22 protein-coding genes and 1 pseudogene are annotated in these 23,911 nt (G+C 69.7%); 8 read left to right on the top strand and 15 right to left on the bottom strand.

Annotated features, from left to right (window positions below; all coding sequences use genetic code 11):
- Nucleotides 1-42: 42 nt before the first annotated feature.
- From GBO37_RS07350 to kynU, 4 genes are all read right to left on the bottom strand, one after another.
- The gene (locus GBO37_RS07350; RefSeq protein WP_127897698.1) at nucleotides 43-3,096 is read right to left on the bottom strand and encodes an efflux RND transporter permease subunit; all 3,054 of its coding nucleotides are present in this window, start codon (nucleotides 3,094-3,096) and stop codon (nucleotides 43-45) included.
- Nucleotides 3,093-4,193 (bottom strand): efflux RND transporter periplasmic adaptor subunit, encoded by a 1,101-nt coding sequence (locus GBO37_RS07345; protein ID WP_252928126.1) that lies wholly within the window; start codon nucleotides 4,191-4,193, stop codon nucleotides 3,093-3,095. The genes GBO37_RS07350 and GBO37_RS07345 overlap by 4 nt, the downstream gene beginning before the upstream one ends.
- Nucleotides 4,190-5,254, bottom strand: a complete 1,065-nt coding sequence (locus GBO37_RS07340) for an efflux RND transporter periplasmic adaptor subunit (RefSeq protein ID WP_148911184.1) — start codon at nucleotides 5,252-5,254, stop codon at nucleotides 4,190-4,192. Before GBO37_RS07340 ends, GBO37_RS07345 begins: the two co-directional genes overlap by 4 nt.
- Nucleotides 5,255-5,324: 70 nt before the next feature.
- On the bottom strand, nucleotides 5,325-6,512 hold the full coding sequence (gene kynU, locus GBO37_RS07335; RefSeq protein WP_252928130.1) for a kynureninase: 1,188 nt from the start codon (nucleotides 6,510-6,512) through the stop codon (nucleotides 5,325-5,327).
- Between the two features lie 61 nt (nucleotides 6,513-6,573).
- Here kynU and GBO37_RS07330 point away from each other — a divergent pair, with 61 nt between their 5' ends.
- Complete coding sequence (locus tag GBO37_RS07330; protein WP_252928124.1) at nucleotides 6,574-7,368, top strand: alpha/beta hydrolase; 795 nt, start codon at nucleotides 6,574-6,576, stop codon at nucleotides 7,366-7,368.
- Here the strand turns inward: GBO37_RS07330 and GBO37_RS07325 are convergent.
- Nucleotides 7,356-8,192, bottom strand: a complete 837-nt coding sequence (locus GBO37_RS07325) for an aldo/keto reductase (protein WP_252928123.1) — start codon at nucleotides 8,190-8,192, stop codon at nucleotides 7,356-7,358. The genes GBO37_RS07330 and GBO37_RS07325 overlap by 13 nt on opposite strands.
- A 52-nt stretch (nucleotides 8,193-8,244) precedes the next feature.
- Nucleotides 8,245-8,714, bottom strand: a pseudogene (locus tag GBO37_RS07320) (YbaK/EbsC family protein).
- A gap of 113 nt (nucleotides 8,715-8,827) precedes the next feature.
- On the opposite strand from GBO37_RS07320, the gene GBO37_RS07315 reads away from it, so the two are divergent.
- The 4 genes from GBO37_RS07315 (at nucleotide 8,828) to bluB (ending at nucleotide 11,968) form a co-directional block, all read left to right on the top strand.
- Nucleotides 8,828-9,574 (top strand): DUF421 domain-containing protein, encoded by a 747-nt coding sequence (locus GBO37_RS07315; RefSeq protein ID WP_245008394.1) that lies wholly within the window; start codon nucleotides 8,828-8,830, stop codon nucleotides 9,572-9,574.
- Nucleotides 9,575-9,577: 3 nt separating this feature from the next.
- Nucleotides 9,578-9,910, top strand: coding sequence for a hypothetical protein (locus tag GBO37_RS07310; protein ID WP_252928121.1), 333 nt, complete (start codon nucleotides 9,578-9,580; stop codon nucleotides 9,908-9,910).
- A 118-nt stretch (nucleotides 9,911-10,028) separates the two neighbouring features.
- Nucleotides 10,029-11,297 carry a lytic murein transglycosylase gene (locus GBO37_RS07305; protein ID WP_045982817.1) on the top strand — a complete coding sequence of 423 codons (1,269 nt, stop codon included), beginning with the start codon at nucleotides 10,029-10,031 and terminating at the stop codon, nucleotides 11,295-11,297.
- On the top strand, nucleotides 11,294-11,968 hold the full coding sequence (bluB, locus tag GBO37_RS07300; protein ID WP_252928120.1) for a 5,6-dimethylbenzimidazole synthase: 675 nt from the start codon (nucleotides 11,294-11,296) through the stop codon (nucleotides 11,966-11,968). Before GBO37_RS07305 ends, bluB begins: the two co-directional genes overlap by 4 nt.
- Here bluB and GBO37_RS07295 read toward each other — a convergent pair.
- From GBO37_RS07295 to rsfS, 6 genes are all read right to left on the bottom strand, one after another.
- Nucleotides 11,965-12,462, bottom strand: coding sequence for an RNA pyrophosphohydrolase (locus GBO37_RS07295; protein ID WP_252928119.1), 498 nt, complete (start codon nucleotides 12,460-12,462; stop codon nucleotides 11,965-11,967). The genes bluB and GBO37_RS07295 overlap by 4 nt on opposite strands.
- 4 nt (nucleotides 12,463-12,466) lie before the next feature.
- Entirely contained in the window at nucleotides 12,467-13,888 is a 1,422-nt protein-coding gene (locus GBO37_RS07290) for a S41 family peptidase (protein WP_127897689.1), read from the bottom strand.
- Nucleotides 13,889-13,904: 16 nt separating this feature from the next.
- A complete protein-coding gene (locus GBO37_RS07285) occupies nucleotides 13,905-15,074 on the bottom strand; it encodes a murein hydrolase activator EnvC (RefSeq protein ID WP_045982813.1) in 1,170 nt (389 codons plus the stop codon).
- A complete protein-coding gene (gene gpmI / locus GBO37_RS07280; RefSeq protein WP_045982812.1) occupies nucleotides 15,071-16,585 on the bottom strand; it encodes a 2,3-bisphosphoglycerate-independent phosphoglycerate mutase in 1,515 nt (504 codons plus the stop codon). Before gpmI ends, GBO37_RS07285 begins: the two co-directional genes overlap by 4 nt.
- A 94-nt stretch (nucleotides 16,586-16,679) precedes the next feature.
- A complete protein-coding gene (gene rlmH / locus GBO37_RS07275) occupies nucleotides 16,680-17,147 on the bottom strand; it encodes a 23S rRNA (pseudouridine(1915)-N(3))-methyltransferase RlmH (RefSeq protein ID WP_045982811.1) in 468 nt (155 codons plus the stop codon).
- Between the two features lie 9 nt (nucleotides 17,148-17,156).
- On the bottom strand, nucleotides 17,157-17,522 hold the full coding sequence (rsfS, locus tag GBO37_RS07270; RefSeq protein ID WP_045982838.1) for a ribosome silencing factor: 366 nt from the start codon (nucleotides 17,520-17,522) through the stop codon (nucleotides 17,157-17,159).
- Nucleotides 17,523-17,879: 357 nt separating this feature from the next.
- Here rsfS and leuC point away from each other — a divergent pair, with 357 nt between their 5' ends.
- From leuC to GBO37_RS07255, 3 genes are read left to right on the top strand one after another with little or no spacing between them, the layout of a single operon-like run.
- Complete coding sequence (gene leuC / locus GBO37_RS07265; protein ID WP_045982810.1) at nucleotides 17,880-19,298, top strand: 3-isopropylmalate dehydratase large subunit; 1,419 nt, start codon at nucleotides 17,880-17,882, stop codon at nucleotides 19,296-19,298.
- 7 nt (nucleotides 19,299-19,305) lie between these two features.
- Nucleotides 19,306-19,911: a 3-isopropylmalate dehydratase small subunit gene (gene leuD / locus GBO37_RS07260; protein ID WP_127897686.1), complete on the top strand. Its 606-nt coding sequence runs from the start codon at nucleotides 19,306-19,308 to the stop codon at nucleotides 19,909-19,911.
- The gene (locus GBO37_RS07255; protein ID WP_252928118.1) at nucleotides 19,902-20,915 is read left to right on the top strand and encodes an endonuclease/exonuclease/phosphatase family protein; all 1,014 of its coding nucleotides are present in this window, start codon (nucleotides 19,902-19,904) and stop codon (nucleotides 20,913-20,915) included. Before leuD ends, GBO37_RS07255 begins: the two co-directional genes overlap by 10 nt.
- Here GBO37_RS07255 and GBO37_RS07250 read toward each other — a convergent pair.
- The 3 genes from GBO37_RS07250 to GBO37_RS07240 are packed head-to-tail and all read right to left on the bottom strand — an operon-like array spanning nucleotide 20,901 to nucleotide 23,907.
- The gene (locus tag GBO37_RS07250; RefSeq protein WP_252928117.1) at nucleotides 20,901-22,130 is read right to left on the bottom strand and encodes an adenosylmethionine--8-amino-7-oxononanoate transaminase; all 1,230 of its coding nucleotides are present in this window, start codon (nucleotides 22,128-22,130) and stop codon (nucleotides 20,901-20,903) included. The two genes, GBO37_RS07255 and GBO37_RS07250, sit on opposite strands and share 15 nt — an antisense overlap.
- A complete protein-coding gene (gene bioD / locus GBO37_RS07245) occupies nucleotides 22,127-22,789 on the bottom strand; it encodes an AAA family ATPase (protein WP_252928116.1) in 663 nt (220 codons plus the stop codon). The genes GBO37_RS07250 and bioD overlap by 4 nt, the downstream gene beginning before the upstream one ends.
- Entirely contained in the window at nucleotides 22,774-23,907 is a 1,134-nt protein-coding gene (locus GBO37_RS07240) for an 8-amino-7-oxononanoate synthase (RefSeq protein WP_252928114.1), read from the bottom strand. The genes bioD and GBO37_RS07240 overlap by 16 nt, the downstream gene beginning before the upstream one ends.
- Nucleotides 23,908-23,911: the final 4 nt, after the last annotated feature.

The following is a 23,911-nucleotide window of genomic DNA, read 5'->3' as shown; positions in this document are numbered from 1 at the left end:
GCCCAAACGGTTCAGGCCCTGATCGGCTTGGGGACGGACGTTTTAGGAGCGGGGCGGCCTGACCCGGAACACCGCGCAGTAGAGCGCGGGCACGAAGACCAGCGTGACCAGCGTGCCGGCGATGATGCCGCCCATCATCGCATAGGCCATCGGCCCCCAGAACACCTGCCGCGAGATCGGGATCAGCGCCAGCGACGCCGCAGCCGCGGTCAGCAGAATGGGGCGCGCGCGACTATCAGAGGCCTCGAACACAGCGTCCCACTGGCTGCGGCCCTTGTGCAGCAACTCCTGGATCTCATGGACCAGGATGACCGAGTTGCGGATCAGGATGCCGATCAGCGCCAGGATCCCCAGGATCGCCACGAAACCCATCGGCACGCCAAAGGGCACCAGTACCGCCACCACGCCGATCAGGCCAAGGGGGGCTGCGGCGATCACCACCAGCGACATCCGAAAGCTTTGCATCTGCGCCATGACCAGGACGGCCATGATCAGCAGCATCACCGGCACCACCGCGGCGATCGGCGCCTGGCTGTCGGCCGAGGTCTCGACGCTGCCGCCGACCTCGATGCGGACATCGGGGGGCAGGGTTTCCTGGTATTCGGCCACTTGCGCAGCCAGCGCCGTGACCAGGGTCGCGGGCTGGTCGGCGGTGCCGATGGCGGCCTTGACCGTGACGGTGGGCAGGCCGTTTCTCTGCATGATCAGCGGCTGTTCGGATCCGTATTCCAGCGTCACCAGCGCGGCCAGCGGCACGACCCGCCCGTCCGCCAGGTTCAGCTGCATGTTGCGGATCGAGGCCAGCGACTGGCGATCGTCGGCCACGCCGCGCGCGACCACGTCGATCAGGAAGATGTCGTCGCGCAGCTGCGTCACGCTGGTGCCGCTGAACAGGGCCGACAGGGCCTGGGCGATGTCTTGGCTGGTCACGCTGAGCCGGCGGGCCTGGTCCTGGTCCACGACCAGGCGGACCATGCGCGCGGGCTCGTTCCAGTCCAGCGCGATGTCGCGCAGGCGCGGCTCGGAGGCGATCAGCGTGGCAAGGCCCTGGGCAGCGTCGCGGGCAGCGTCGGTGTCGGGGCTGGTCACGCGGTACTGGACAGGCTTGCCCACGGGCGGGCCGATTTCCAGGTTCTTGACATAGATGTCGACGCCCGGAAATTCGGCGGCCGCCAGCGCGCTCAGCCGCGCCTTGACGCGGTCGCGCGCAGCCAGGTCGGGGGTCTGGATCACGATCTGGCCCATATGCGGCCCTGCCGTGGGCACGTCCATCGACAGCACGAAGCGCGGCGCCCCCTGCCCCACATAGGAGGTCCAGAACAGCACGTCGTCATCATCCGCCAGGCTCGCCTCCAGCCGGTCCATGTCCGCGCGGGTCCGCGCGATCGAGGCGTTCTGGCGTTCCGTGATGTCGACCAGCACCTCGGTCCGGTCGGAGGTGGGGAAGAACTGCTGTTCCACGAACCGCATCCCCCAGACCGATGTCGCAAAGATCGCCAGCGTCACCGCGATGGTCAGCCACTTGAACCGCATCGCCGCCCGCAACAGGCCGTGGAAGGCGCGCCGCAGCCGGCCCGGCCCCTTGTGGCCATGCCCCATGTCGGCGCGCAGGAAGGTGACCCCCAGCAGCGGCGCGAACAGCACCGCCACGATCCAGGACACGATCAGCGACACCGCGATCACCACGAACAGCGAGAAAGTGAACTCTCCCGCGGCAGAGCTGTTCAGACCGATGGGGATGAAGCCCGCAACCGTCACCAGCGTGCCGGTCAGCATCGGAAAGGCGATCGAGGTCCAGGCATAGCTGGCCGCGTCGGTCAGCGATTCCCCGATCTCCAGCCTTGAGATCATCGTCTCGATGGCGATCATCGCATCGTCGACCAGCAGGCCAAGGGCGATGATCAGCGCGCCCAGAGAGATCCGCTGCAGCGTGATGCCGTAAAGATCCAGGATCACGAAGGTGATCGCCAGGCACAGCGGGATGGTCAGCGTCACCACCAGCCCCGCGCGCAGGCCCAGGCTGATGAAGCTGACGACCAGGACGATGGCCACGGCCTCGGCCAGGGCCTTGACGAAATGGCCCACGGCGTCTTCGACCACATGCGGCTGGTCGGCGAATTTCGCCATCTCGATGCCGATGGGCAGGTCGGCGGCGATGCGGTCCATCAGCGCCTCCAGTTCGGCGCCGAACTCAAGGATGTTGCCGCCCTGGCGCATGCCGATCTGCAGCCCGATCGCAGGCTGGCCGTTGTGGCGGAACAGCGATGTGGGCGGGTCCTGATAGCCGCGTGTGACGGTAGCCACGTCGCCCAGATTGAAGAACCGCTCTCCGACGCGCAGGTTCACGGCCTCGATCGATTCCGCCCCGTCGAACTGGCCGCCGACGCGCACCAGGATGCGTTCGGGCCCGGCCTGGATCACGCCGGACGGCGCGATGGCATTCTGTTGGGCCAGGGTCTGGATCACCTGCGCCTGGTTCAGGCCCAGGGCCGCCAGTCGCGCGGCGGAGAACTCCAGGAACACCTGTTCGTCCTGCACGCCCAGCAGCTCGGTCTTGCCGGCGGCGTCCAGGGCTGCGACCTGACGACGGATCGCCTCGACCCGGTCGCGCAGCTCGCGCGGCGTGAATCCGTCGGCGGTGAAGGCATAGATGTTGCCAAACACGTCGCCGAAATTGTCGTTGAACTGAAAGCCCGCAAATTCCTGAGGGAATTCGGGGCGGATGTCGCCCATCATCTGGCGGACCCGCTTCCACACCTCGGGGACGGCGGGGCCGCGGATGGTGGGGTCCAGCTCGACATATACGACCGCCTGGCCGGGCGTCGTGACCGACCGGGTAAAGTCCAGCTCGTCCAGCTCCTCCAGCTTGGTCTCGATGCGGGTGGTGACCTGCTTCAGCGTCTCGTCGATGGTGGCGCCGGGAAGGGCCGCGCCGATGATCATCGTCTTGATCGTGAAGTCCGGGTCCTCCTCGCGGCCCAGGTTCAGATAGCTGATGGTGCCCGCGATCATCGACACGATCAGCAGGAACCACACGAAACTGCGATGCTTCAGTGCCCAGTCGGACAGGTTGAAGCGGGTCTTGGGGGTGCTCACGGCTCCAGCCTCCGGCCGACGGGCTGGCCGGGGGCCAGGGATTTCACGCCGCGGATCACGACCTCGTCGCCCGCGTCAAGGCCGTGGGTGATGGAGACGCGCCCGCGAAAGGGGGCCGCCGCCTGCACGGGGGCCTGTTCGACCCGCGCCCCCGCATCGTCGCGGATCACCCGCCAGACGAAGGGCATGCCCTCGGTCGCGACCAGCGCCTCGGCCGGCAGCGACAAAGACGGCGCGTCGACCGTGCCGAACCGCGCCCGCACCAGCGCGCCAAGGCGGAACGGCGCGCCGGGCGGCAGCGTCAGGTACAGCCGCCGCGTCCGGGTGGCGCTGTCGGCGATGGGGTCGACCCGGTCCAGCGTGGCGGCGATCTCGACTTGGGGGTCGCTGCGATGCCAGACGGTAAAATCGGCGCCCGGCGCAAGCCCGACCAGCGCCTGTTCGGGCAGGTCGATCACCACCTCGGGGGTGTCCTGGGCCGACAGCTGGATCACGGGCGCGCCCGCATCCACGACCGCGCCCGGCACCTCATAGACGGCGCTGACCACACCGGCGAAAGGCGCGGTCATCTTGGCGAACCCTTCGGCATCCTCGGCCTGCAGGAGCTGCGAGCGGGCCTGCTCGACCGCGGCGGCGGCGGCGCTGGCCTCCTGCTGGGCCTGTTCCAGCTGGGCGTTCGACGCGACGTTGCGCGCCGCCAGCGCCTGCGTGCGTTCCAGCGTCGCGCGCGCGGTGCGGTCCTGCACGTCCGCGGCATCGACGGCGGCGCGCGCGGCGCGGGTGGTCGCAGCCAGATCGTCCGTGGACAGCTGCGCCAGCAGATCGCCGGCCGCCACCCGATCGCCCAGATCGACGGGCCGCGCGATCATCCGGCCCAGGGTCTGAAAGCCCAGCTGGACCTGGGTTCGCGCCTCGACCACGCCGGGAATCCAGCGCGCGTCCAGGCCGCGATCGTCCACGATCACGCTGACCACCGGGCGCGGCGGGGCCGCGGGCTCCTCGGCCTGACCGCCAAGGCCCAGCCAGTCGGGCAGCGACAGTGCCGCGGCCGGCCCGCAAACCAGCGCAAGCACGCCGGCCAGGATCAGCGCCCTCATTGCACGCCCTCCGCGACCGGCTGGACCCGGCGGCCGGGATACAGCAGCTGCGCCCCGTCGCCCACGACCCGCTGTCCGTCGGACAGGCCCTCGGACACGAAGATCGTGCTGTCCGCAAAATGGTTGATGACCACCTTGGTCAGCGCCACGCGCCCGTCATCGTCGACCACCCAGACGGCCGGATCGTCGCCCGACCGCATCAGGGCGGTCCAGGGCACGACCACGCCCTTTTCCATCGCCATGCTCAGATGCCCGCGCACCGAGGCGCCCAGAAGGACGATCCCGGCATTGGGCGTCAGCAGCCGCGCGCGCACGGTCACCGTGCCGGTCTGCGGATCGACCAGGGGCGCGATCTCGGTCACGGTGCCGACCATGTCGGGACGGTCGACGTCCAGCGTCTCCATCCGCACGTCACGGCCCAGGATGTCGTGCAGCAGCGGGTCGTCGGGCGCGTGAAAGACGGCCTCCAGCCCCGACAGTGCAGCCAGCGTCAGCACCGGCTGCGCGGCGGCGACCACCTGGCCGGGGGCCACCGACTTGTCGGTCACGACGGCATCCTCGGGCGCCCGCAAAACCGCATCGTCGACGGCGCGCCGCGCCTGTTCGACCGCGGTCTCCGCGCGCTCCAGCGCCCCCTGGGTCTGGGACAGCGCCTGTTCGGCCTGATCGGCCGCCGCCCGCGTGCCGACCCCCCGCGCCAGCAGCGCATCGGCGCGGTCGCGGGCCTGCCGGGCCTGGTCGCTGCCCGCGCGCGCGGCGGCCAGGCCCGCCAGCGCGACGTTCAGCGCCTGATCCTGCTGGACCGCGTTCAGCCGGGCCAGGGGCTGGCCCGCGACGACGCGGTCGCCCTCGGCCACCAGCACCTCGGTCACACGGCCGCCCTGACGAAAGCCCAGCTCCAACGTGTCGACGGCCTCGATCTCTCCGGACAGCTGCATGTCCAGGTCCAGAGGCTGGGTGCGGGCGGTCACGATGCGCACGCGGATATCGTCGGGGGCGGCCTGGGCCGCCGCAAGCGCGGGAATCATCATGGCAAGGGCAAGGGGCAGCAGCTTGAACATCGGAACCGATCCACGACATCTGTGGCTCAATCTGTCGACGGTTTTGGCCGCCTTGGAAAGCCCCCTTACCCTAGGTCACCGCAGCCTTGCGACGGAATTCCGCACTGTCCCAGCTGCCGTCGCGCAGGATTCGCGCCAAGGTCGCGACCGCCTGCGACACGTCGTCCAGATCGTTGTAAAGCGGCGCGAACCCAAAGCGCAGCACGTCGGGCGCGCGAAAGTCGCCGACCMCCCCCGCCGCGATCAGCGCCTGCATCACCGCATAGCCCTGCGGATGGCGGAACCCGACCTGCGATCCGCGCCGCGCCGGGTCGCGCGGGCTGTTCAGGACCAGGTCTGGGCATTGCGCCTCGACCCCCGCAATGAACGCCTCGGTCAGTTCGATCGATCGCGCCCGCAGCGCGGCCATGTCGACCGTGTCCCAGATGTCCAGCGACGCTTCCAACGCGCTCAGCGCGATGACGGGGGGCGTGCCCACGCGCATCCGCTCGATCCCCGGCGCGGGGCGGTATTCCTGGTCGAAGGCAAAGGGCGCGGCATGGCCCATCCAGCCCTGCAGGATCGGCTCGGCCTGTTCGGCGTGGCGCGGATGGGTCCAGATGAAGGCCGGCGCCCCCGGACCGCCGTTCAAGTATTTATAGGTGCAGCCCACCGCGAAATCGGCATCCGACCCCAGCAGGTCCACGTCCACCGCCCCCGCCGAATGGGCCAGATCCCAGATGGCCAGCGCGCCGGCGTCATGCGCGCGGGCAGTCAGGGCGGGCATGTCGTGACGGCGGCCGGTGCGGTAATCGACCTCGGTCAGCATCAGCACGGCCAGGTCGGGGCCGATGGCCGCCTCGACCTCTTCGGGGGCCACGACGCGCAGGGTCGCGCCCAGGGCGCGGGCGATCCCCTCGGCCACGTACAGATCCGACGGAAAGTTGCCGCTGTCCGACAGGATCACCCGGCGGTCGGGCCGCAGGGCCAGCGCCGCGCTCAGCGCCTGGAACACCTTGATGGACAGCGTATCGCCCATGACCACCTGGCCATCCCCCGCGCCGATCAGCCGGGCAATGCGGTCGCCGACCTTGCGCGGCTGGACATACCAGCCCGCCTTGTTCCAGCCGGTGATCAGCATCTGGGACCATTCGTCGGCCATCATGGTCGCGACCCGATCGGCGGCGGCGCGGGGCATCGGCCCCAGGGAATTGCCGTCCAGATAGGTTATGCCGTCCGGCAGGTGGAACGCGGCGCGGGTCTTGGTGAAATCGGTCATCATGGGCTCCCTCTTGACGCGACGATAGCGCCGCGATTGGCTGCACGAAAGAGGGGGAACCATGCTCTATCAGATCACCGACTGGGACGACGCCTATGCCAACGGCGCGCATATCCCGCATGCCGACGCCTATGTCCCCCGCTGGACCGAGGCGGCGGCGGCCTTCCGCGCCGCCCATCCGCCGCAGGATCTGGGCCGGGGGCATCTGTTCCTGCCGGAGGGAGACCCGCGCGGGCTGATGGTGTTCATCCATGGCGGCTACTGGATGCGGTTCGACCCGACGCTGTGGTCGCATCTGGCGGGCGGTGCGCTGGCGGAGGGTTGGGCCTGCGCCATGCCGGGCTATCCCTTGGCGCCGGACGCGCGCATCGCCGACATGACCCGCATCGTCGCCGAGCAGATCGCAGAGGCGGCGGGCCGCATCGCAGGGCCCATCGCGCTGACCGGTCATTCGGCGGGCGGGCATCTGGCAGCGCGGATGATCTGTCCGGGGGTAATGTCCGATACAGTTGCCGCGCGGGTCACCGCCTGCGTCCCCATCTCTCCGCTGACCGACCTGCGCCCGCTGATGCGCACGGCGATGAACGACACCCTGCGTCTGGACGCGGCCGAAGCCGCATCAGAAAGCCCCGCCCTGCTGGAACCTTGCACGGGCATCCCGGTCACGACATGGGTCGGAGGGGCCGAAAGGCCCGAATTCATCCGCCATGCTCGGCTGCTGGCGAATGCCTGGGCGGGGCTGGGCGTGGCGACCGAATGCGTCATCGACCCCGGCCGCCACCATTTCGACGTGATCGAGGGACTTGCGGACCCCGCCAGCCCCCTGATGCGTCGCCTGCTGGGTTACAGCGGCTGACGATAGTCGAACGTGTCCGGGTCCGGCCCGGTGCGATGGCCGCGGTCCAGTGCGTCGATGGCCGACATCTCCTTGGGCGTCAGGGTAAAGTCCAGCACGTCGAAATTCTCGGCCAGCCGTTCGGGCTTTTCCGATTTCGGAATGACCGACAGCCCATGCTGGATGTGCCAGCGCAGGATCACCTGCGCCACCGTCCGCCCCGTGCGCGCCGCCGCGTCGCGGATCGCGGGGGCGTCGAAGCTGTCGCCGCGGCCCAGGGGGGTCCAGCTTTGCGTGACGATGCCAAGCTGCTTGTTCACCGCCCGCATGCGCTCCTGCACCAGCGACGGGTGCAGCTCGATCTGGTTCAGCGCGGGCGCGACGCCCGTCTCGTCGATCAGGCGACGCAGATGCGGCTCGTGGAAGTTCGCGACGCCGATGGACCGCACGCGCCCTTCGTCGCGCAGACGGATCAGCGCCTTCCAGCTGTCGACATAGGCGTCCATCGCCGGCAACGGCCAGTGGATCAGGTACAGGTCCAGATAATCCAGTCCCGACCGCTCCATCGTCGCGTCAAAGGCCCGCAGCGCGGCGTCATGCCCCTGCGCATCGTTCCACAGCTTGGACGTGACGAAGATCTGGTCGCGGACCACGTCGCTGTTGCGGATGCCCCGGCCCATCCCGGCCTCGTTCTTGTAGGCGGCGGCACCGTCGATCAGCCGGTATCCGACGCGCAGCGCCTCGGCCACGACCTCGGGGGTCTTCGCATCCTCGATCTGCCAGATGCCGGTGCCCAGCTGGGGCATGGTCCGGCCGTCGTTCAGGGTCATCATGGGTTGGGTCATCGGGGCTTCCTTTCAGATGTCGCGTTCCAACGCCCCGGACCCGCCGCGGGGTTCATGCGACAAAATCACCGGTCCGTGCGGCGGTCCGGCCTGCAGCCGGTCGGGCGCGATGGCAAAGACATGGCGCGGCGTGCCCGCCGCCGCCCAGACCTGCGCGAATTCGGCCAGGCGCGGGTCCAGGAAGGCCCTGACCGGCGACAGATGCCCCACCGGCGCGACGCCGCCGATGGCGAACCCCGTGCGCGCCCGCACCAGCGCCGCATCGGCCCGGCTCAACGGCTCTCCGGCCAGCGTCGCGGCCTTGTCGGGATCGACCCTGTTGCCGCCCGCGGTCAGGAACAGCAGCACCGCTCCGCTGTCCTGGCCATGAAAGATGATCGACTTGGCGATCTGGTCCAGCGCGCAGCCGACCGCGTCCGCGGCCTCTGCGGCGGTGCGGGTGCTGCCCGGCATCTCGCGGATATCGACCGCGACGCCGGCCGCGTCCAGGGCCGCGCGGACCCGCCCTAGACTGTCGCTCATGGCATGCCCCCCTGCTGCTGCGCGGACCCTAGCGGGCGGGACTGGGCGGCGGAACCCCTCGGTTCGGGCACGGTTATAGGCTGTGCAGCATTCCCTGCCGCGAAAGGCCTTTCATGGACCAACCGGTCATCCCCTTCGATCTTGCCCGGATGTTCCTGGGCGAGCATCCACCCCTGTTCTATGCCGAGATCCTGGTCCGCACCGTGCTGGTCTATGTCTATGCGCTGCTGATGATCCGCTGGATCGGCGGGCGCGGCGTGGCGCAGCTGTCGATGGTCGAGTTCCTGCTGGTCATCGCTCTGGGGTCCGCTGTGGGCGACGCGATGTTCTATCCCGACGTGCCGCTGCTGGCGGCGATGGCGGTCATCACCGTGGTCGTCGGGCTGAACAAGGTGCTGGACCGGCTGATCGTGCGGTTCGACAGGGCCAAGCGCATCATCGACGGCCGCCCCGTAGCGCTGGTCCTGGATGGGCGCATCCTGCCCGAGGCGGCATCGCAGCGCGACCTGGGCCTTGCCGAGATCAAGGCGATGCTGCGCCTGGCCGGCGTCGGCAACCTTGGAGAGCTGCGCGCCGCCTATCTGGAGGCGGGCGGCGGGCTGTCCGTCTTTCGCCGGTCGCAGGTGCAGCCCGGCCTGTCGCTGCTGCCGCCCGAACATCTGGTGAACGGCCCGCCCCCGCCCGCAAAGGCGCTTGCGATGGACGGGCAGACATGTTGTGCCATGTGCGGCGCGTCCGCGGGCGCGCAGATCATCGCCACCCGTGCGCCCTGCCCCGAATGCGGCAACCGCATGTGGCAGGCCCCCGAATGGCCCGAAGGGGCCGAAAGCGCCCAGGGCGGCGCCAAACCGATGGAGTAAGCCATGAAGGTCTTCACGCTGGTCGTCGAGCTGGGCAGGCGGAAGGGCGACGGTCTGCCCAAGGGGGCCACCGGGGCGGGGCTGGTCTGCTATGCCCCCGCAAACGACGAACCCGAGGCCGTGCGAGAGACCGTGGCGATCCTGAAGCAGGCCGACATGGCCCCCCTGGACGTCACCGGCTACGGCACGCTGGACGAGCGTCTGGCCGACGGCCACGAGATCGACGAGGCGGAACGCGCGCTGATGGGTCGGGCGCTGGCCGAAAACTCGGTCATCATCGCGCAGATGACGCCTTGGTTCGGGACCGCGCCGGACCCGGAATCGCTGCTGCACTAAGCGCGCCCGCGCCCTACCCAAGCGGGAGTGGTTCGTCTAGACTGCACGCAGAAGACCAAATCCGGGCCATCAAGATCCGGGCCAAGAAACCTCGGCAGTCCAAAACAGGCGATCCATAATGAGCTTTTCCCGCATTCTTCTGTCCACCACCCTGATCGGCGCGCTGGCCGCCTGTGCATCGCCGATGTCGCGCATGCCCGCCGCAGGCGGCCCCCGCGCGCCCGCCGATGTGACCGTGACCCCGATCCCCCCCGCCAATCCCGGCGACGAGGCCGGCCTGCAGCGGTTCGTCCAGCAGTTCCGCGCCCGCGCCCTGTCGTCGGGCGTGTCGGGCCCGACCTATGACCGCGCCATGGCGCTGGCCCGCTACAACCCCGAGGTGATCCGCCTGGACCGCCGCCAGGCCGAATTCTCGCGTCCCGTCTGGCTGTACCTGGACAGCGCCGTGTCGGACGTGCGCATCACCACCGGCCGCCAGAAGCTGGCGCAGCTGTCGCCCGTCCTGGCCCGGATCGAGGCGCAGTACGGCGTCCCGCGCGAGATCGTGCTGGCGGTCTGGGGGATGGAATCGAACTTCGGCGCCAACCGCGGACGGATGCAGATCATCCCGTCGCTGGCGACGCTGGCCTATGACGGCCGCCGCGGAGAGATGTTCCAGAACCAGCTGATCGCCGCCCTGCAGATCCTTCAGGCGGGCGACACCGATCCCCAGCACATGCTGGGCAGCTGGGCGGGCGCGATGGGGCATACCCAGTTCATGCCGACCTCCTATCTGGAATACGCAGTCGACTTCAACGGCGACGGCCGCCGCGACATCTGGTCCGAGGACCCGACCGATTCGCTGGCTTCGACCGCGGCCTATCTGGCGCGCAGCGGCTGGCAGCGCGGCGCGACATGGGGCGCCGAGGTTCGCCTGCCCGCGAACTTCAACATGGGCCTGATCGGCAAGGGCACCCGGCGGTCGGCCGGCGACTGGTCGGCACAGGGCGTGCGCACCATGTCGGGCGGCGGGCTGCCGGCGGGCAACGGCTCGATCATCATGCCGGCGGGGGCGCGGGGGCCCGCGTTCTTCATCACCGACAACTTCCGGTCGATCCTGCGCTACAACAACTCGGACAACTACGCCCTGGGCGTGTCCTACCTGGCGGAACGCATCGCGGGCCGTCCGGGCATCCAGGGCGCCTGGCCGCGCCAGGACCGCACCCTGTCCACCGCCGAACGCCAGGAGATCCAGCAGCGCTTGGCGCAGCGCGGCTTCTACCAGGGAGAGATCGACGGCCTGTTCGGTTCGGCCACGATGGAATCGGTCTCGGCCTTCCAGCGCTCGATCGGCGTGACGCCGGACGGCTATCCGACCTCGATCCTGCTGGACCAGCTGCGCCGGTGACTGATGCCTGCGGCCTTGCCCCGGCGGGGCCGTTTTCGAACGCGGAGCGCGCGGCGGTCTMTCGCGCGATCCGCGAACGCCGCGACGTGCGGGGCCAGTTCCGCCCCGACCCGGTCGATCCCGACACGCTGCGCCGCCTGCTGCAGGCGGCGCATGACGCGCCGTCCGTCGGGCTGTCGCAGCCGTGGAACTTCATCCTGATCCGCGACGCGGCGCTGCGCGGACGCATCCACGACGCCTTCGCATCGGCCAATGCCGAGGCCGCCGACCGCTTTCCCGACCGCAAGGCGCTCTATTCGTCGCTGAAGCTGGAAGGGATCCTGCAGGCGCCGGTGAACCTGTGCATCACCTGCGACCGGACGCGGGGCGGCGCGCATGTGCTGGGCCGCACCCATGACCCGGCGACCGATCTGTACTCCACCGCCTGCGCGGTGCAGAACCTGTGGCTGGCCGCGCGGGCCGAAGGCATCGGGGTGGGCTGGGTCAGCATCTTCCGGCCTGACGACCTTCGCGGTCTGCTGCACCTGCCCGACCATGTCGTGCCGGTGGCCTATCTGTGCATCGGCCATGTCACCGAACTGTACCGCCAGCCCGAACTGCAAAGCCGGGGCTGGGCGGTGCGCCTGCCGCTGGACGACCTGATCCTGGAGGATCGCTGGCCTGCGCCCTAGGCCAGATGAGAGCGGAACGCGCCCAGCACCTCGGCATAGACCGCACGCTTGAAGGGCACGATGCTGTCCAGCACGTCCTCGGCCCGCATCCACTGCCATTGGTCGAACTCGGGATGAGCGGTATCGATGCGGATGTCGGTGTCCTGGCCCAGGAACCGCAGCGCCAGCCATTTCTGGCACTGCCCGCCATAACGGCCCTTCCAGATCCGGCCGACCATCTCGGGCGGCAGGTCGTAGAAGACCCAGTCGGGCGTCTCGTCCAGCACCTCGACCAGCGACGGGTCGATGCCCGTCTCCTCGGTCAGTTCGCGCAGCGCGGCCTCGCGCGGGGTCTCACCCTCGTCGATGCCGCCCTGGGGCATCTGCCACGCAGGCGGCTGGTCGGGGCTGCGATCGATCCGGCGCCCGGCAAAGACCAGGCCCCGGTCGTCGATCAGCACCACGCCGGCGCAGGGCCGGTACGGCAGGCCGCCCGGCCCCATGCGTCCGTCCATCGGATCAGCCCTGGTCCGGGGCGGCCTCGGCCCCCTCGCCCGCACCTTCGCCGGTCACCGCGGGCGTCTCCGCGGCAGGCACCTGGTCGGCGCGGAAGTTCACCGCGGCCAGACCCTTCAGCACGTCGACCGCATAGGCCAGCTGATAGTCCTCCTCGCGCAGCGCGGCGGTGGCCTCGACCTCGGCGGCCTCCTCCTCCATCTGCTTGCGCATCTCGTCGCTGACATCATTGCCCAGCGCACCGCGCAGGTCGGCCTCGGACCGGCTGAAGTCGCTGTTGCTGCGGGCTTCCTCCTCCTCGACCTCTGGGGCCGGGGCGGGCTGGGCGACCAGGATGTCGGGCTGCACGCCCAGGGCCTGGATCGACCGGCCCGACGGGGTGAAGTACCGCGCCGTGGTCAGGCGGATGGCGCTGTCAGCGGTCACCGGCATGACCGTCTGGACCGAACCCTTGCCAAAGGACTTCTCGCCCACGACGATGGCACGGCGGTGGTCCTGCAAGGCGCCCGCGACGATTTCCGACGCGCTGGCCGAACCGCCGTTGATCAGCACGACCATCGGCTTGCCCTCGGCCAGATCGCCCGCCTCGGCGTTCCAGCGTTCGCTCTCGTCCGGGTTGCGGCCGCGGGTGCTGACAATCTCTCCGGCATCCAGAAAGGCGTCGCTGACGCTGATCGCCTGGTTCAGCAGGCCGCCGGGGTTGTTGCGCAGGTCCAGCACGAAACCGGTGACCCGGTCGATGCCGCCGGCTTCCTCGACGGCCTTCTTCAATTCCGCCTGCAGCGTGTCATAGGTCTCGTCGTTGAAGGTGGACACCCGCAGCACGACCGCATGGCCCTCCACGCGGCTGCGCACCACGGTCAGCTTGATCGTGTCGCGCGACATGGTCAGGTCGAACGGCTCGCTCTCGCCCTCTCGCAGGACGGTGATGGTGATCTCGGACCCGATCGGGCCGCGCATCATCTCGACCGCGTCGTCCAAAGGCAGGCCCAGCAGCGATTCGCCGTTCACATGGGTGATGAAGTCGCCCGGCTGGATGCCCGCATTCGCGGCGGGCGTGTCGTCGATGGGGGCCACGACCTTGACCAGGCCCTCCTCTTGGCTGACCTCGATCCCTAGGCCGCCGAAGCTGCCGCGGGTCTGGGTCTGCATGTCGGAATAATCGTCGGCCGACAGGAAGCTGGAATGCGGGTCAAGCGAGGTCAGCATGCCGTTGATGGCCGCCTCGATCAGCTCCTTGTCCTCGGGTGCCTCGACATAGTCGGTGCGGATGCGCTCGAAGATGTTCCCGAACAGCTCCAGCTGCTGATAGACCGAGGCATTCCCCTCGGCCGTCTCCTGCGCCAGCAGCGGACCGGCGATCTGGGTGGTGGCCAGGGCTCCGGCCAGAACGCCCCCCAGGCCTGCGATCAGATAATGTCTCATGGCGGTCTTTCCTGCCTCAGTCCTGTTGCGGGTCGACGACGGGATTCAGCACGAACCAGTCGGCGGGGTCCAGCGTTTCATTGCCCTGGCGCAGTTCCAGATACAGCGTCTCGCTGCGTCCGGCCTCGGCGCCCTGGGCGGCATCGGCGACGAATTGCGATCCGAACTCCTGGGCGGGGGCTTCCGCGCCCCCCATCAAGCCCACCGGATCGCCCGCCTTCAAGACGTCGCCCACTTCTCCGAAGACCTGGGACAGGCCTGCGAAGATCATTAGATAGCCGCGCGCGGGCTCGACGATCATCACATTGCCGTAATCCAGGAACGGCCCGCGATAGCGGATCGTCGCAGGCCAGGGCGTCTGCACCAGCGCCGCGGGGGCGGTGGCGATCACCCAGCCCGGTCGGCTGACCCCCGCCGCGTCCGGCTCCCGATAGGGGCGCAGCACGGTCCCCACCACCGGCAGGGCAAGGCTGCCGCGCGCGCCCTCGAAATCGTCCATGGGCGCGCCCACGTCCTTTTCCATCCGCGCGATGCCGGTCGCGAAATCGTCCAGGCTCTGCGCGGCGGCGCGCAGGGCCTGCAACTCCTCGGGGTCCTCGGCATATCGCGCGGGCATCGAGCTGCGGTCGGTCACGGCGCTGGCCAGCAGGCGGCGGGCCTCCTGGACGCTGTCCAGGCCGCTGCCCAGCATGCCGGCGGCGTTCGACTGCAGCTGGCGAACGGTGGCGATCTCGTCCAGATCGGCCTGCAGGGCCTCGGCCTCGGCCCGCAGGCCGGGGGTGACGCCCGACAGGATCATCCCCGACCGCGCATTGGCCAGCGCCCCCGCCGGATGCAGCAGCATCGTCGATTCGGGGCTTTGCTGCAGCGCGGTCATCGCGCCCAGGACGCGCGCCAGCTGGTCGCGCTGCGCCTCGAACCGATCGCGCAGCTCGGCCTCGCGGCCGCTGGCCTGGCGCAGGCCGCCACGCAGGGCGGCCAGGCCCAGTTCGTATCCGCGAATGACCTCGGTCAGGGCCACCACCTGGTCGTCGGCGCTGACCGCCTCGGCCAGCTGGCCGATGGCCGCGCGCAGCAGGGCCGCGGCGGCCTCGGCATCCGCGACCGCCTGGTTGGCGGGGGTGGTCTGCGCAAGGGCCGGACCGGCAAGGGCGGCGCAGAGCGCCAGAGCAAGGCGGGTTCTCATGGGACGATCAGGCTTTCCCCGGTCATGTCGGAGGGCTGATCCAGCCCCATCAGCGCCAGGACCGTCGGCGCCAGATCGGCCAGGCGCCCGTCGCGCAGACCCGTGACGCCCGGCGCGCCATAGACGATGACCGGGACCGGGTTCAGCGTGTGCGCGGTATGCGGCCCGCCCGTCACCGGGTCGATCATCTGTTCGCAATTGCCGTGATCGGCGCAGATCACCGCCGCCCCCCCGACCGCGTCCAGCGCGGCCAGCATCCGGCCCAGGCCGCGATCCACCGCCTCGCAGGCGCGGGCGGCCGCGTCCAGATCGCCGGTATGGCCGACCATATCGGGGTTGGCATAGTTCACCACGATCAGATCGTAGCCCTGACCGATGACCTGGACCAGCCTGTCGGTGACCTCGACGGACGCCATCTCGGGCGCCAGGTCATAGGTCGCGACCTTGGGGCTTTGCGGCATGTGGCGATCCTCGCCCGGTTCGGGCGTTTCCTTGCCGCCGTTCAGGAAGAAGGTCACGTGGGGGTATTTCTCGGTCTCGGCCAGGCGGAACTGGCGCAGGCCCTTGGCCGCGACCCAGGCCCCAAGGGTGTTCTGCACCTGCCGCTTGGGAAAGGCCGCATGCATGAAGCTGTCGTGGCGGGTCGAATAATCGACCATGCCCAGCATCGCGGCCCAGGCCGGGCGTGTGGCGGCGTCAAAGCCGTCGAAGACGGGATCGCCCAGGGCAGACAGGATTTCACGCGCGCGGTCGGCGCGGAAGTTCAGGCAGAAGACCCCGTCCCCATCCCGCGCGCCCGCATAGCCACCGATGACGAAGGGCGGCACGAACTCGTCCATCTCGCCGCGCGCATGGGCCGTGGCGATGGCGGACGCGGCGTCCGGCGCGGCCTCTCCCTGTCCGGCAACGACGGCGTCGAACGCGCGCTGCACTCGGTCCCAGCGGCTGTCGCGATCCAGTGCGTAATAGCGACCGATCACCGTGCCGATCCGCGCCCCTGCGGGCAGCCCGTCCTGCAGCGTGGCCAGGAAGCCCGGTGCCGAATCGGGGGCCACGTCGCGACCGTCGGTGATCGCGTGGATCACCACCGGCACGCCTGCCTGCGCCACCGCGCGGGCCGCGGCCAGCACATGGACGATATGACCGTGAACACCGCCATCCGAGACGACGCCCAGCAGATGCGCGGTCCCGCCGGTGGCCTTCAGCCGGTCGATGAACGCCAGCAGCGGCGCGTTGCGGCCAAAGCTGCCATCCTCGATCGCCAGATCGATCGCGCCCAGATCCATCGCGACCACGCGTCCGGCGCCGATATTCGTGTGACCCACCTCGGAATTGCCCATCTGGCCGCGCGGCAGGCCCACGTCGGGACCGTGCGTCACCAGCGTCGCATGGGGACAGTCGCGCATCAGACGGTCGAAATTCGGGGTCGCCGCCCGGTCCGGGGCGCTTTGTTCGGGTCGGGTGGACTGGCCCCAGCCGTCCAGAATGCACAGGATCACGGGTTTGGTCATCGGAGCCTCGCGGTTTTGCCCTTACTTACGCCTCGCGGGCGGCGGCGGCAACCAAGCCCGCCTATGCCCGGTGCCCCCCTATGCCCGGTGCCCCCTATGCCCGGTGATAGGGCGACCCGGCCAGGATCGTGGCGGCGCGGTACAGCTGTTCGGCCAGCATCACGCGGACCAGCAGATGCGGCCAGACCATCCGGCCCAGGCTGATCTGCCAGTCTGCCCGTGCCCGCAACGACGGGTCCAGCCCGTCCGCGCCGCCGATCACGAAGCACACGTCGCGCGCCTGGTCGCGCCAGTCCGCCAGCCGCGCGGCGAATTCGGGAGAGGTCGGCTGATCGCCGCGTTCGTCCATCATCACCACCGCCGCGCCTGGCGGGATGGCCCGGGACAGCAGCTCCGCCTCGGCGGCCATGGTGCCGGCGCGGCGATCCTCGACCTCGACGACGGACACGGCCGGCAGCCCCAGGCTGCGGCCGGTCTTGGCAAATCGCTGCAGGTAATCGGCGACCAGCGCCGCCTCGGGGCCGGTCTTCAGCCGCCCCACGGCGGCGATGTCGATCCGCATCGCGGCGGATCAGTCCTGCGGCTGATAGCTGGACGGTTGGGCGGGTTCGCGCACGCGGGCCAGCGCATCGGCGGGCAGCCACATCTTTTCCAGCTGATAGAAGTCGCGGACCTCGGGGCGGAACACGTGGACGATCACGTCGTCCGTGTCGATCAGCACCCAGTCGCCGGCATCCTTGCCCTCGATCCGCGGGCTGCGGCCGGTGACCTGCTTCACGCGCTCGGCCAGCTTCTCCGCGATGGCGCCCACCTGACGCGAGCTGCGTCCCGAGGCGATGACCATGTGGTCGGCAATGGCCGTGCGACCGCGCAGGTCGATGCTGACGACCTCCTCGGCCTTGTCGTCATCAAGGGAATTCAGCACCAGGGCCAGCATGTCGTCACTGGTATGCTGGCTGGTCTGCTGGGTCGAGGTCGGCCGACCGGCCGACGGGGCGTCTTGTGACAGGGTGTAGTCCTCCGGTCCGCGCGCCGATAGCCCCCGGCGCAGGGGTTCACCCAACATAGCATCTTTTCGGCCCGTCTCAATCTCTCGCGGCATTTTCCTTGACATGCGCGCGCTTGCCAGCAGGCGGATGCTGGCCTAATCTGGCCCGATGATGCGTTATTTCGACATTCATGACCGCGCGCGCCTGCCGGGCCGCTTCTACGGCGAGATGCTGGGCGTGACCGCGCAGGGCTGACGGCTGCCCGCCTGTCACCCTTCCCGCATCACAGCCGAAAGACCTCAGCCATGACCCCTGCACGCACGCTTTACGACAAGATCTGGGACGCCCATGTGGTGGACCGCCAGGAAGACGGCACCTGCCTTCTGTATATCGACCGCCACCTGGTCCACGAGGTGACCAGCCCGCAGGCCTTCGAAGGGCTGCGCATGACCGGCCGCCCGGTCCGCGCGCCCGAACGCACCATCGCCGTGCCCGACCACAACGTGCCCACCACGCTGGACCGTCAGACCGGCATCGACAACGAGGAAAGCCGCATCCAGGTGGATGCGCTGGACCGCAACGCCCGCGAATTCGGGGTGGTCTATTACCCGGTGAACGACATCCGCCAGGGCATCGTGCACATCGTCGGCCCCGAACAGGGCTGGACCCTGCCCGGCATGACCGTCGTCTGCGGCGACAGCCATACCGCGACCCACGGTGCCTTCGGCGCGCTGGCCCACGGCATCGGCACGTCCGAGGTCGAGCATGTGCTGGCCACCCAGACCCTGATCCAGGGCAAGTCCAAGAACATGAAGGTCGAGATCACCGGCCGCCTGGCGCCCGGCGTGACCGCCAAGGACATCGTCCTGCGCATCATCGCCGAGACCGGCACCGCGGGCGGCACCGGCCATGTCATCGAATATTGCGGCGAGGCGATCCGCAATCTGTCGATGGAAGGCCGCATGACCATCTGCAACATGGCGATCGAGGGCGGCGCCCGCGCCGGCCTGATCGCCCCGGACGAGGTCACGTTCAATTACGTCAAGGGCCGCCCCCATGCGCCAAAGGGCGCCCAGTGGGAGGCCGCCGTCGCCTGGTGGAAGACGCTGTTCTCGGACGACGGCGCGCATTTCGACAAGGTCCTGACCATCCGCGCCGAGGACATCGCGCCGACCGTCACCTGGGGCACCAGCCCCGAAGACGCGCTGCCGATCACGGCATCCGTGCCCGACCCGGAAAGCTTTGCGGGCGGCAAGGTCGATGCCGCGCGCCGGTCGCTGGACTACATGGGCCTGACCGCAGGCACGCCGCTGACCGACATCGCCATCGACGCGGTCTTCATCGGATCCTGCACCAACGGCCGGATCGAGGACCTGCGCGCGGCCGCCGACGTGCTGCGCGGGCGCAAGCTGGCGCCGGGCGTGCGCGGCATGGTCGTGCCGGGATCGGGCCTGGTCCGCGCCATGGCCGAAGAGGAAGGGCTGGACCGCATCTTCATCGACGCGGGCTTTGAATGGCGGCTGGCCGGCTGCTCGATGTGCCTGGGCATGAACCCCGACCAGCTGAAGCCCGGCGAACGCTGCGCCGCGACCAGCAACCGCAACTTCGAGGGGCGCCAGGGGTACAAGGGCCGCACCCACCTGATGAGCCCCGCGATGGCGGCCGCCGCCGGCGTCACCGGACGCCTGACCGACATCCGCGAATTCGCGCACGAACCGGCCTGAGGACATCATGGACAAGTTCACCACCCTGACCGGCATCGCGGCCCCCATGCCGCTGGTCAACATCGACACCGACATGATCATTCCCAAGCAGTTCCTGAAGACCATCAAGCGGTCCGGCCTGGGCGTGAACCTGTTCGACGAGATGCGCTATGACCGCGACGGGAACGAGATCCCAGATTTCGTCCTGAACCGGCCCGCCTATCGCGACGCCCAGATCCTGATCGCGGGCGACAATTTCGGCTGCGGCTCCTCGCGCGAACATGCCCCCTGGGCGCTGCTGGATTTCGGCATCCGCTGCGTCGTCTCGACCAGCTTTGCCGACATCTTCTTCAACAACTGCTTCAAGAACGGCATCCTGCCGGTGGTCCTGCCCCAGGATGCGGTCGACGCGCTGATGCGCGATGCCGAAAAGGGCGCGAATGCCCGCATCACCGTCGATCTGGACGCGCAGACCGTGACCGGCGCGGACGGCACCGAATACAGCTTCGACATCGACCCGTTCCGCAAGCATTGCCTGATGAACGGCCTGGACGACATCGGCCTGACGATGGAAAAGGCCCCCGCCATCGACACGTTCGAGACGCAGATGGCCCAGGCCCGGCCTTGGGTCTAAGGGCCCTTGCCCTGGCCATACTGCTGGCGGGCCCGGCGGCGGCCGATCCGCTGCGCATCGCCACCTGGGACCCCGGCCTGTCGCGCGACGGGCCGGGTCTTTTGTTGCGCGACATCATGGCCCGCGATCCGCAGGTTGTGGCCGCGGCACAGGTGATCGCCCATGCCGCGCCCGATGCGATCCTGCTGACCGGGCTGGACTGGGACCTCGACAACCGCGCACTGACCGCTTTCGCGGGCCTGCTGGCCGAACAGGGTCATGCGATGCCGCATCATCATGCGACGCAATCCAACCGCGGCATGGCCACGGGCGTGGACTTGGACGGCGACGGGCGCGCGGGCCAGCCCCGCGATGCGCAGGGCTATGGCGCCTTCACTGGACAGGCGGGGCTGGCGGTGCTGTCGCGCCTGCCCATCGCGGGCGTCGCCGATCACAGCGCGACGCTGTGGCGCGACCTGCCGGGCAACCGGATGCCCGAAAGCCCCCATGCCGACATCCAGCGCCTGTCCAGCACGGCGCACTGGGACGTGGCGCTGGACACGCCTGCGGGGCCGCTGCACCTGCTGGCACTGGCCGCAACGCCCCCCGCCTTCGAGGATCGCAATCCCGCCCGCAACCATGACGAGGTCACCTTCTGGCTGACCCACCTTCCCGATGCGCCCTTTGCGATCCTGGGCAACCTGAACGTCGATCCGCAGGACGGCGACGGCGATCCGGCCACGCTGGCGGCGCTGGCTTCCGTTACCCAGGACCCCCGGCCCCGCGGCGCATGGCAACCTCCCCAGACCGGCCCGAATGCCGGCCAGCGGGGCGACCCGGCGCTGGATACGGCGGAATACGACCGCGCGCCGGGCAACCTGCGACTGGACTACGTCCTGCCAGCGCAGGGGCTGTCGGTGCTGGCGTCGGGTGTCGTCTGGCCCGCGCCCGACGATCCGCTGGCAGAGGCCGTGGCGCTGGCCTCGCATCGCAGGCTGGTCTGGGTCGACCTAGACCTGGAATGAGGTGACGGCCTCCCATGCCGCATCCAGGTCGCCCCCCGTCACGCAATAGGGCGGCAGCACATAGACCGTGTTCCCCAAGGGACGCAGCAGCACGCCGCGATCCATGCAATGCGCCCGCATCCGCGGCCCGACCTCGGACAGATAGCCGCCCTGTGGCACGACCAGGTCGGCGGCGGCGATGGTGCCGCATTGGCGGATGTTGGTGAACCGCCCGTCCAGCCGCGCCAGCCGTTCGGCCTGCATGGCGGACAGCGCGTCCAGCCGCGCCTGCATCGGGCTGGCCTGCCACAGCCGCACCTGCGCCAGCGCCGCCGCGCAGGCGATCGGGTTCGCGGTATAGCTGCTGGAGTGATAGAAGGTCCGCCGCCGGTCGGTCGAGCGATGCGCGTCGAAGATCCGCCCGCTGGCCAGCGTCGCCGCCAGCGGCACCACGCCCCCGGTCAACCCCTTGGACGTGCACAGGATATCGGGCGCAATGCCCGCATGATCGCACGCCCACAACCGCCCGGTGCGGCCCCATCCGGTCATCACCTCGTCGGCGATCATCAGCACGTCGTGGCGGTCGCAGATCGCCCGCAGCCCGGCCAGAACCGCGGGGTCGTACATCCGCATCCCCCCCGCGCCCAGCACCAGCGGCTCCAGAATGATCGCCGCCATCCGCCCGCTGGCCGCCAGCGCCTCGAACGCCGCCAGCGTCGCGGCACTGTCGCCCTCGGGAAAGGGCAACCGGTCCACCCCGAACATCAGCGGGTCATAGGCGGCGTTGAAGACCCCCCGCTCTCCGACGCTCATCGTGCCGATGGTGTCGCCGTGATAGCTGTCCTCGATCACCGCGATGCGGTGGCGGCCGTCGCCCTCGTGGCGCCAATAGCCCAGGGCCATCTTCAACGCGACCTCGACCGCGGTCGATCCGCTGTCGCTGTAGAACACGTGGTCCAGCCCCGCGGGCGTCATTGTCACCAGCGCCTCGGCCAGCTCCTCCGCCGGGTCATGGGTCAGCCCGGCAAAGATCACTTGGTCCAGCCGCCCGGCGGTCTCGCGGATGGCCTCCACGATCTGGGGCTGATTGTGGCCATGCGTGACCACCCACCAACTGCTGATCCCGTCCAGCAGCGGGCCGCGATCGGTCAGGATATGCGCGCCCTGGGTGCCGACCGCCCGGGGCGGGGCCGGTTCGGTGCCATGCTGGAAGAACGGATGCCAGACGGCGCTCATGCGAAATCCCCTGCGCTAAACGCGGCCCGCATCGCGGCGGTCAGGCTGTCCCTGTCCAGCCGGTCCAGCAAAGGCAGGCGTCCCAGCACCCTGACCCGTCCCAGATCGCCGATGGTCGCCATGTTGTCGTCATTCGCAGGCCCGACGAAGGCCACGCCATGCACCGGCACGCCCCGCGCGCGCAGGCTCTCCAGCGCGGTCAGGCTGTGGCTGATCGTGCCCAGCCCCGTGGCACAGACGACGATCACCGGCACCTGCCAGCGCGCGAACAGGTCCGCGAACAGCACCTGCCGCGTGACGGGCACCAGCGCGCCGCCCGCCCCCTCGATCACCAGCCGCGCGGCATCGGGCGGGATCCAGGCCGCCGGGTCCAGCGTGACGCCCGCCAGTTCCGCCGCCCGGTGCGGCGACAGGGGCTGGGGCAGCAGCACGGCCTCGGGGTGGGTGCGGGCGCCGGACAGCCGCTCGACCTCGGCGCGGTCGGTGCCGGGTTGGGCGGAATCCCCACGGGCAGCGGAAATAGCGTCGTTTTCGACGTTCCCGGCCAGCCCCGACTGCACCGGCTTCCAGTACTCTGCCCCGATCAGCCCGCACAGCCCGGCCGCGAAGACCGTCTTGCCGACATCGGTGCCGGTGCTTGTGATCACAAATCGGGCCACAGATCCTCCAGCGTCTCGGCCAGCCGCAGCACATCCGCGCGCGTGGCGTTCAGCGTCAGCGACACCCGCAGCCGCGACGTGCCCTCGGGCACCGTCGGAGGGCGGATGCCGCGCACGTCGAACCCGCGCGCCCGGACCTGTGCGGCCAGCGCCATGGTTTCGGCATTGGGTCCGACGATCAGCGGCACGATCTGGCTGCCGCTCAGCGGAACCTTCGGCAGGCGGCGCGCCATCTGGTCGTGGAACGCCACGACATGGCCCGCCAAGGTCGCCTGGCGCCACGGTTCGTCCTGCAGCATCGCCAGCGCCTCCAGCCCCGCGGCCGCCATCAGCGGCGACGGCGCGGTGGCAAAGATGAAGGGCCGGCAGCGGTTCACCAGGAAATCGATCAGCACCCGCGCCCCGCAGATCAACGCACCGGACCCGCCCAGGGCCTTGCCAAGCGTATGCAGCGTCACGACGTTGTCGCGCCCTTCCAGGTGGTGGGCCAGTCCCCGCCCCCGGGGACCGAAGACACCCGTCGCATGCGCCTCGTCGATCAGCAGAAAGCCGTGCGCGTCCGCCAGCCGCATCAGGTCGTCCAGCGGCGCCCGGTCCCCGTCCATGCTGTAAAGGCTCTCGACCGCGATCCAGACCGCCCCCGTGTTGCCCGCGCGGCGCCATGCGGTGATCACATCCTCGGCGTGGCCGACATCGCCGTGGCGAAAGCTGGCGACCTCGGCGCGCCCGGCCCGCGCCCCCTCATGCGTGCTGGCATGGGCCAGCGCATCCATCAGCAGCAGGTCGCCCCGCTGCGGCAGGGTGGTGATGACCGCAAAGTTCGCGACGTAACCCCCACCAAAGCCCAAGGCCGCCTCGGCGCCGAAGAACCGTGCGGCGGCATCCTCGAACCCGGCCTGCCGGTCGGTGTTGCCCCGCAGCAGGCGCGACCCCGCCGCGCCCACCGGAACGCCCGCATCCAGCGCCCGCACGACCGCGGCACGCATCCGGTCGCTTTGCGCAAGGCCCAGATAGTCGTTCGACGAAAAGTCGATCCCCCGGCGCTCAGCCAAGCTGCGCAGCCGCGCATCGCCCGCCAGACCCTGCAGGTCGCGTCGATAGGTCGCCAGCCGGTCCAAGCCG

This window comes from Paracoccus sp. 08 (assembly GCF_024105395.1).
Lineage (GTDB): Bacteria > Pseudomonadota > Alphaproteobacteria > Rhodobacterales > Rhodobacteraceae > Paracoccus > Paracoccus marcusii.
The sequence above is the reverse complement of the archived record's forward strand: the minus strand, read 5'-3'. Positions and strand labels throughout refer to the sequence as shown.

Coding starts and splice junctions, on each gene's coding strand:
- GBO37_RS07345 (WP_252928126.1), bottom strand. CDS start 4,193: ATGAGGGCGCTGATCCTGGCCGGCGTGCTTGCGCTGGTTTGCGGGCCG.
- GBO37_RS07340 (WP_148911184.1), bottom strand. CDS start 5,254: ATGTTCAAGCTGCTGCCCCTTGCCCTTGCCATGATGATTCCCGCGCTT.
- GBO37_RS07330 (WP_252928124.1), top strand. CDS start 6,574: ATGCTCTATCAGATCACCGACTGGGACGACGCCTATGCCAACGGCGCG.
- GBO37_RS07325 (WP_252928123.1), bottom strand. CDS start 8,192: ATGACCCAACCCATGATGACCCTGAACGACGGCCGGACCATGCCCCAG.
- GBO37_RS07315 (WP_245008394.1), top strand. CDS start 8,828: ATGGACCAACCGGTCATCCCCTTCGATCTTGCCCGGATGTTCCTGGGC.
- GBO37_RS07310 (WP_252928121.1), top strand. CDS start 9,578: ATGAAGGTCTTCACGCTGGTCGTCGAGCTGGGCAGGCGGAAGGGCGAC.
- GBO37_RS07305 (WP_045982817.1), top strand. CDS start 10,029: ATGAGCTTTTCCCGCATTCTTCTGTCCACCACCCTGATCGGCGCGCTG.
- GBO37_RS07295 (WP_252928119.1), bottom strand. CDS start 12,462: ATGGACGGACGCATGGGGCCGGGCGGCCTGCCGTACCGGCCCTGCGCC.
- GBO37_RS07290 (WP_127897689.1), bottom strand. CDS start 13,888: ATGAGACATTATCTGATCGCAGGCCTGGGGGGCGTTCTGGCCGGAGCC.
- GBO37_RS07285 (WP_045982813.1), bottom strand. CDS start 15,074: ATGAGAACCCGCCTTGCTCTGGCGCTCTGCGCCGCCCTTGCCGGTCCG.
- gpmI (WP_045982812.1), bottom strand. CDS start 16,585: ATGACCAAACCCGTGATCCTGTGCATTCTGGACGGCTGGGGCCAGTCC.
- rlmH (WP_045982811.1), bottom strand. CDS start 17,147: ATGCGGATCGACATCGCCGCCGTGGGGCGGCTGAAGACCGGCCCCGAG.
- rsfS (WP_045982838.1), bottom strand. CDS start 17,522: ATGCTGGCCCTGGTGCTGAATTCCCTTGATGACGACAAGGCCGAGGAG.
- leuC (WP_045982810.1), top strand. CDS start 17,880: ATGACCCCTGCACGCACGCTTTACGACAAGATCTGGGACGCCCATGTG.
- leuD (WP_127897686.1), top strand. CDS start 19,306: ATGGACAAGTTCACCACCCTGACCGGCATCGCGGCCCCCATGCCGCTG.
- GBO37_RS07250 (WP_252928117.1), bottom strand. CDS start 22,130: ATGAGCGCCGTCTGGCATCCGTTCTTCCAGCATGGCACCGAACCGGCC.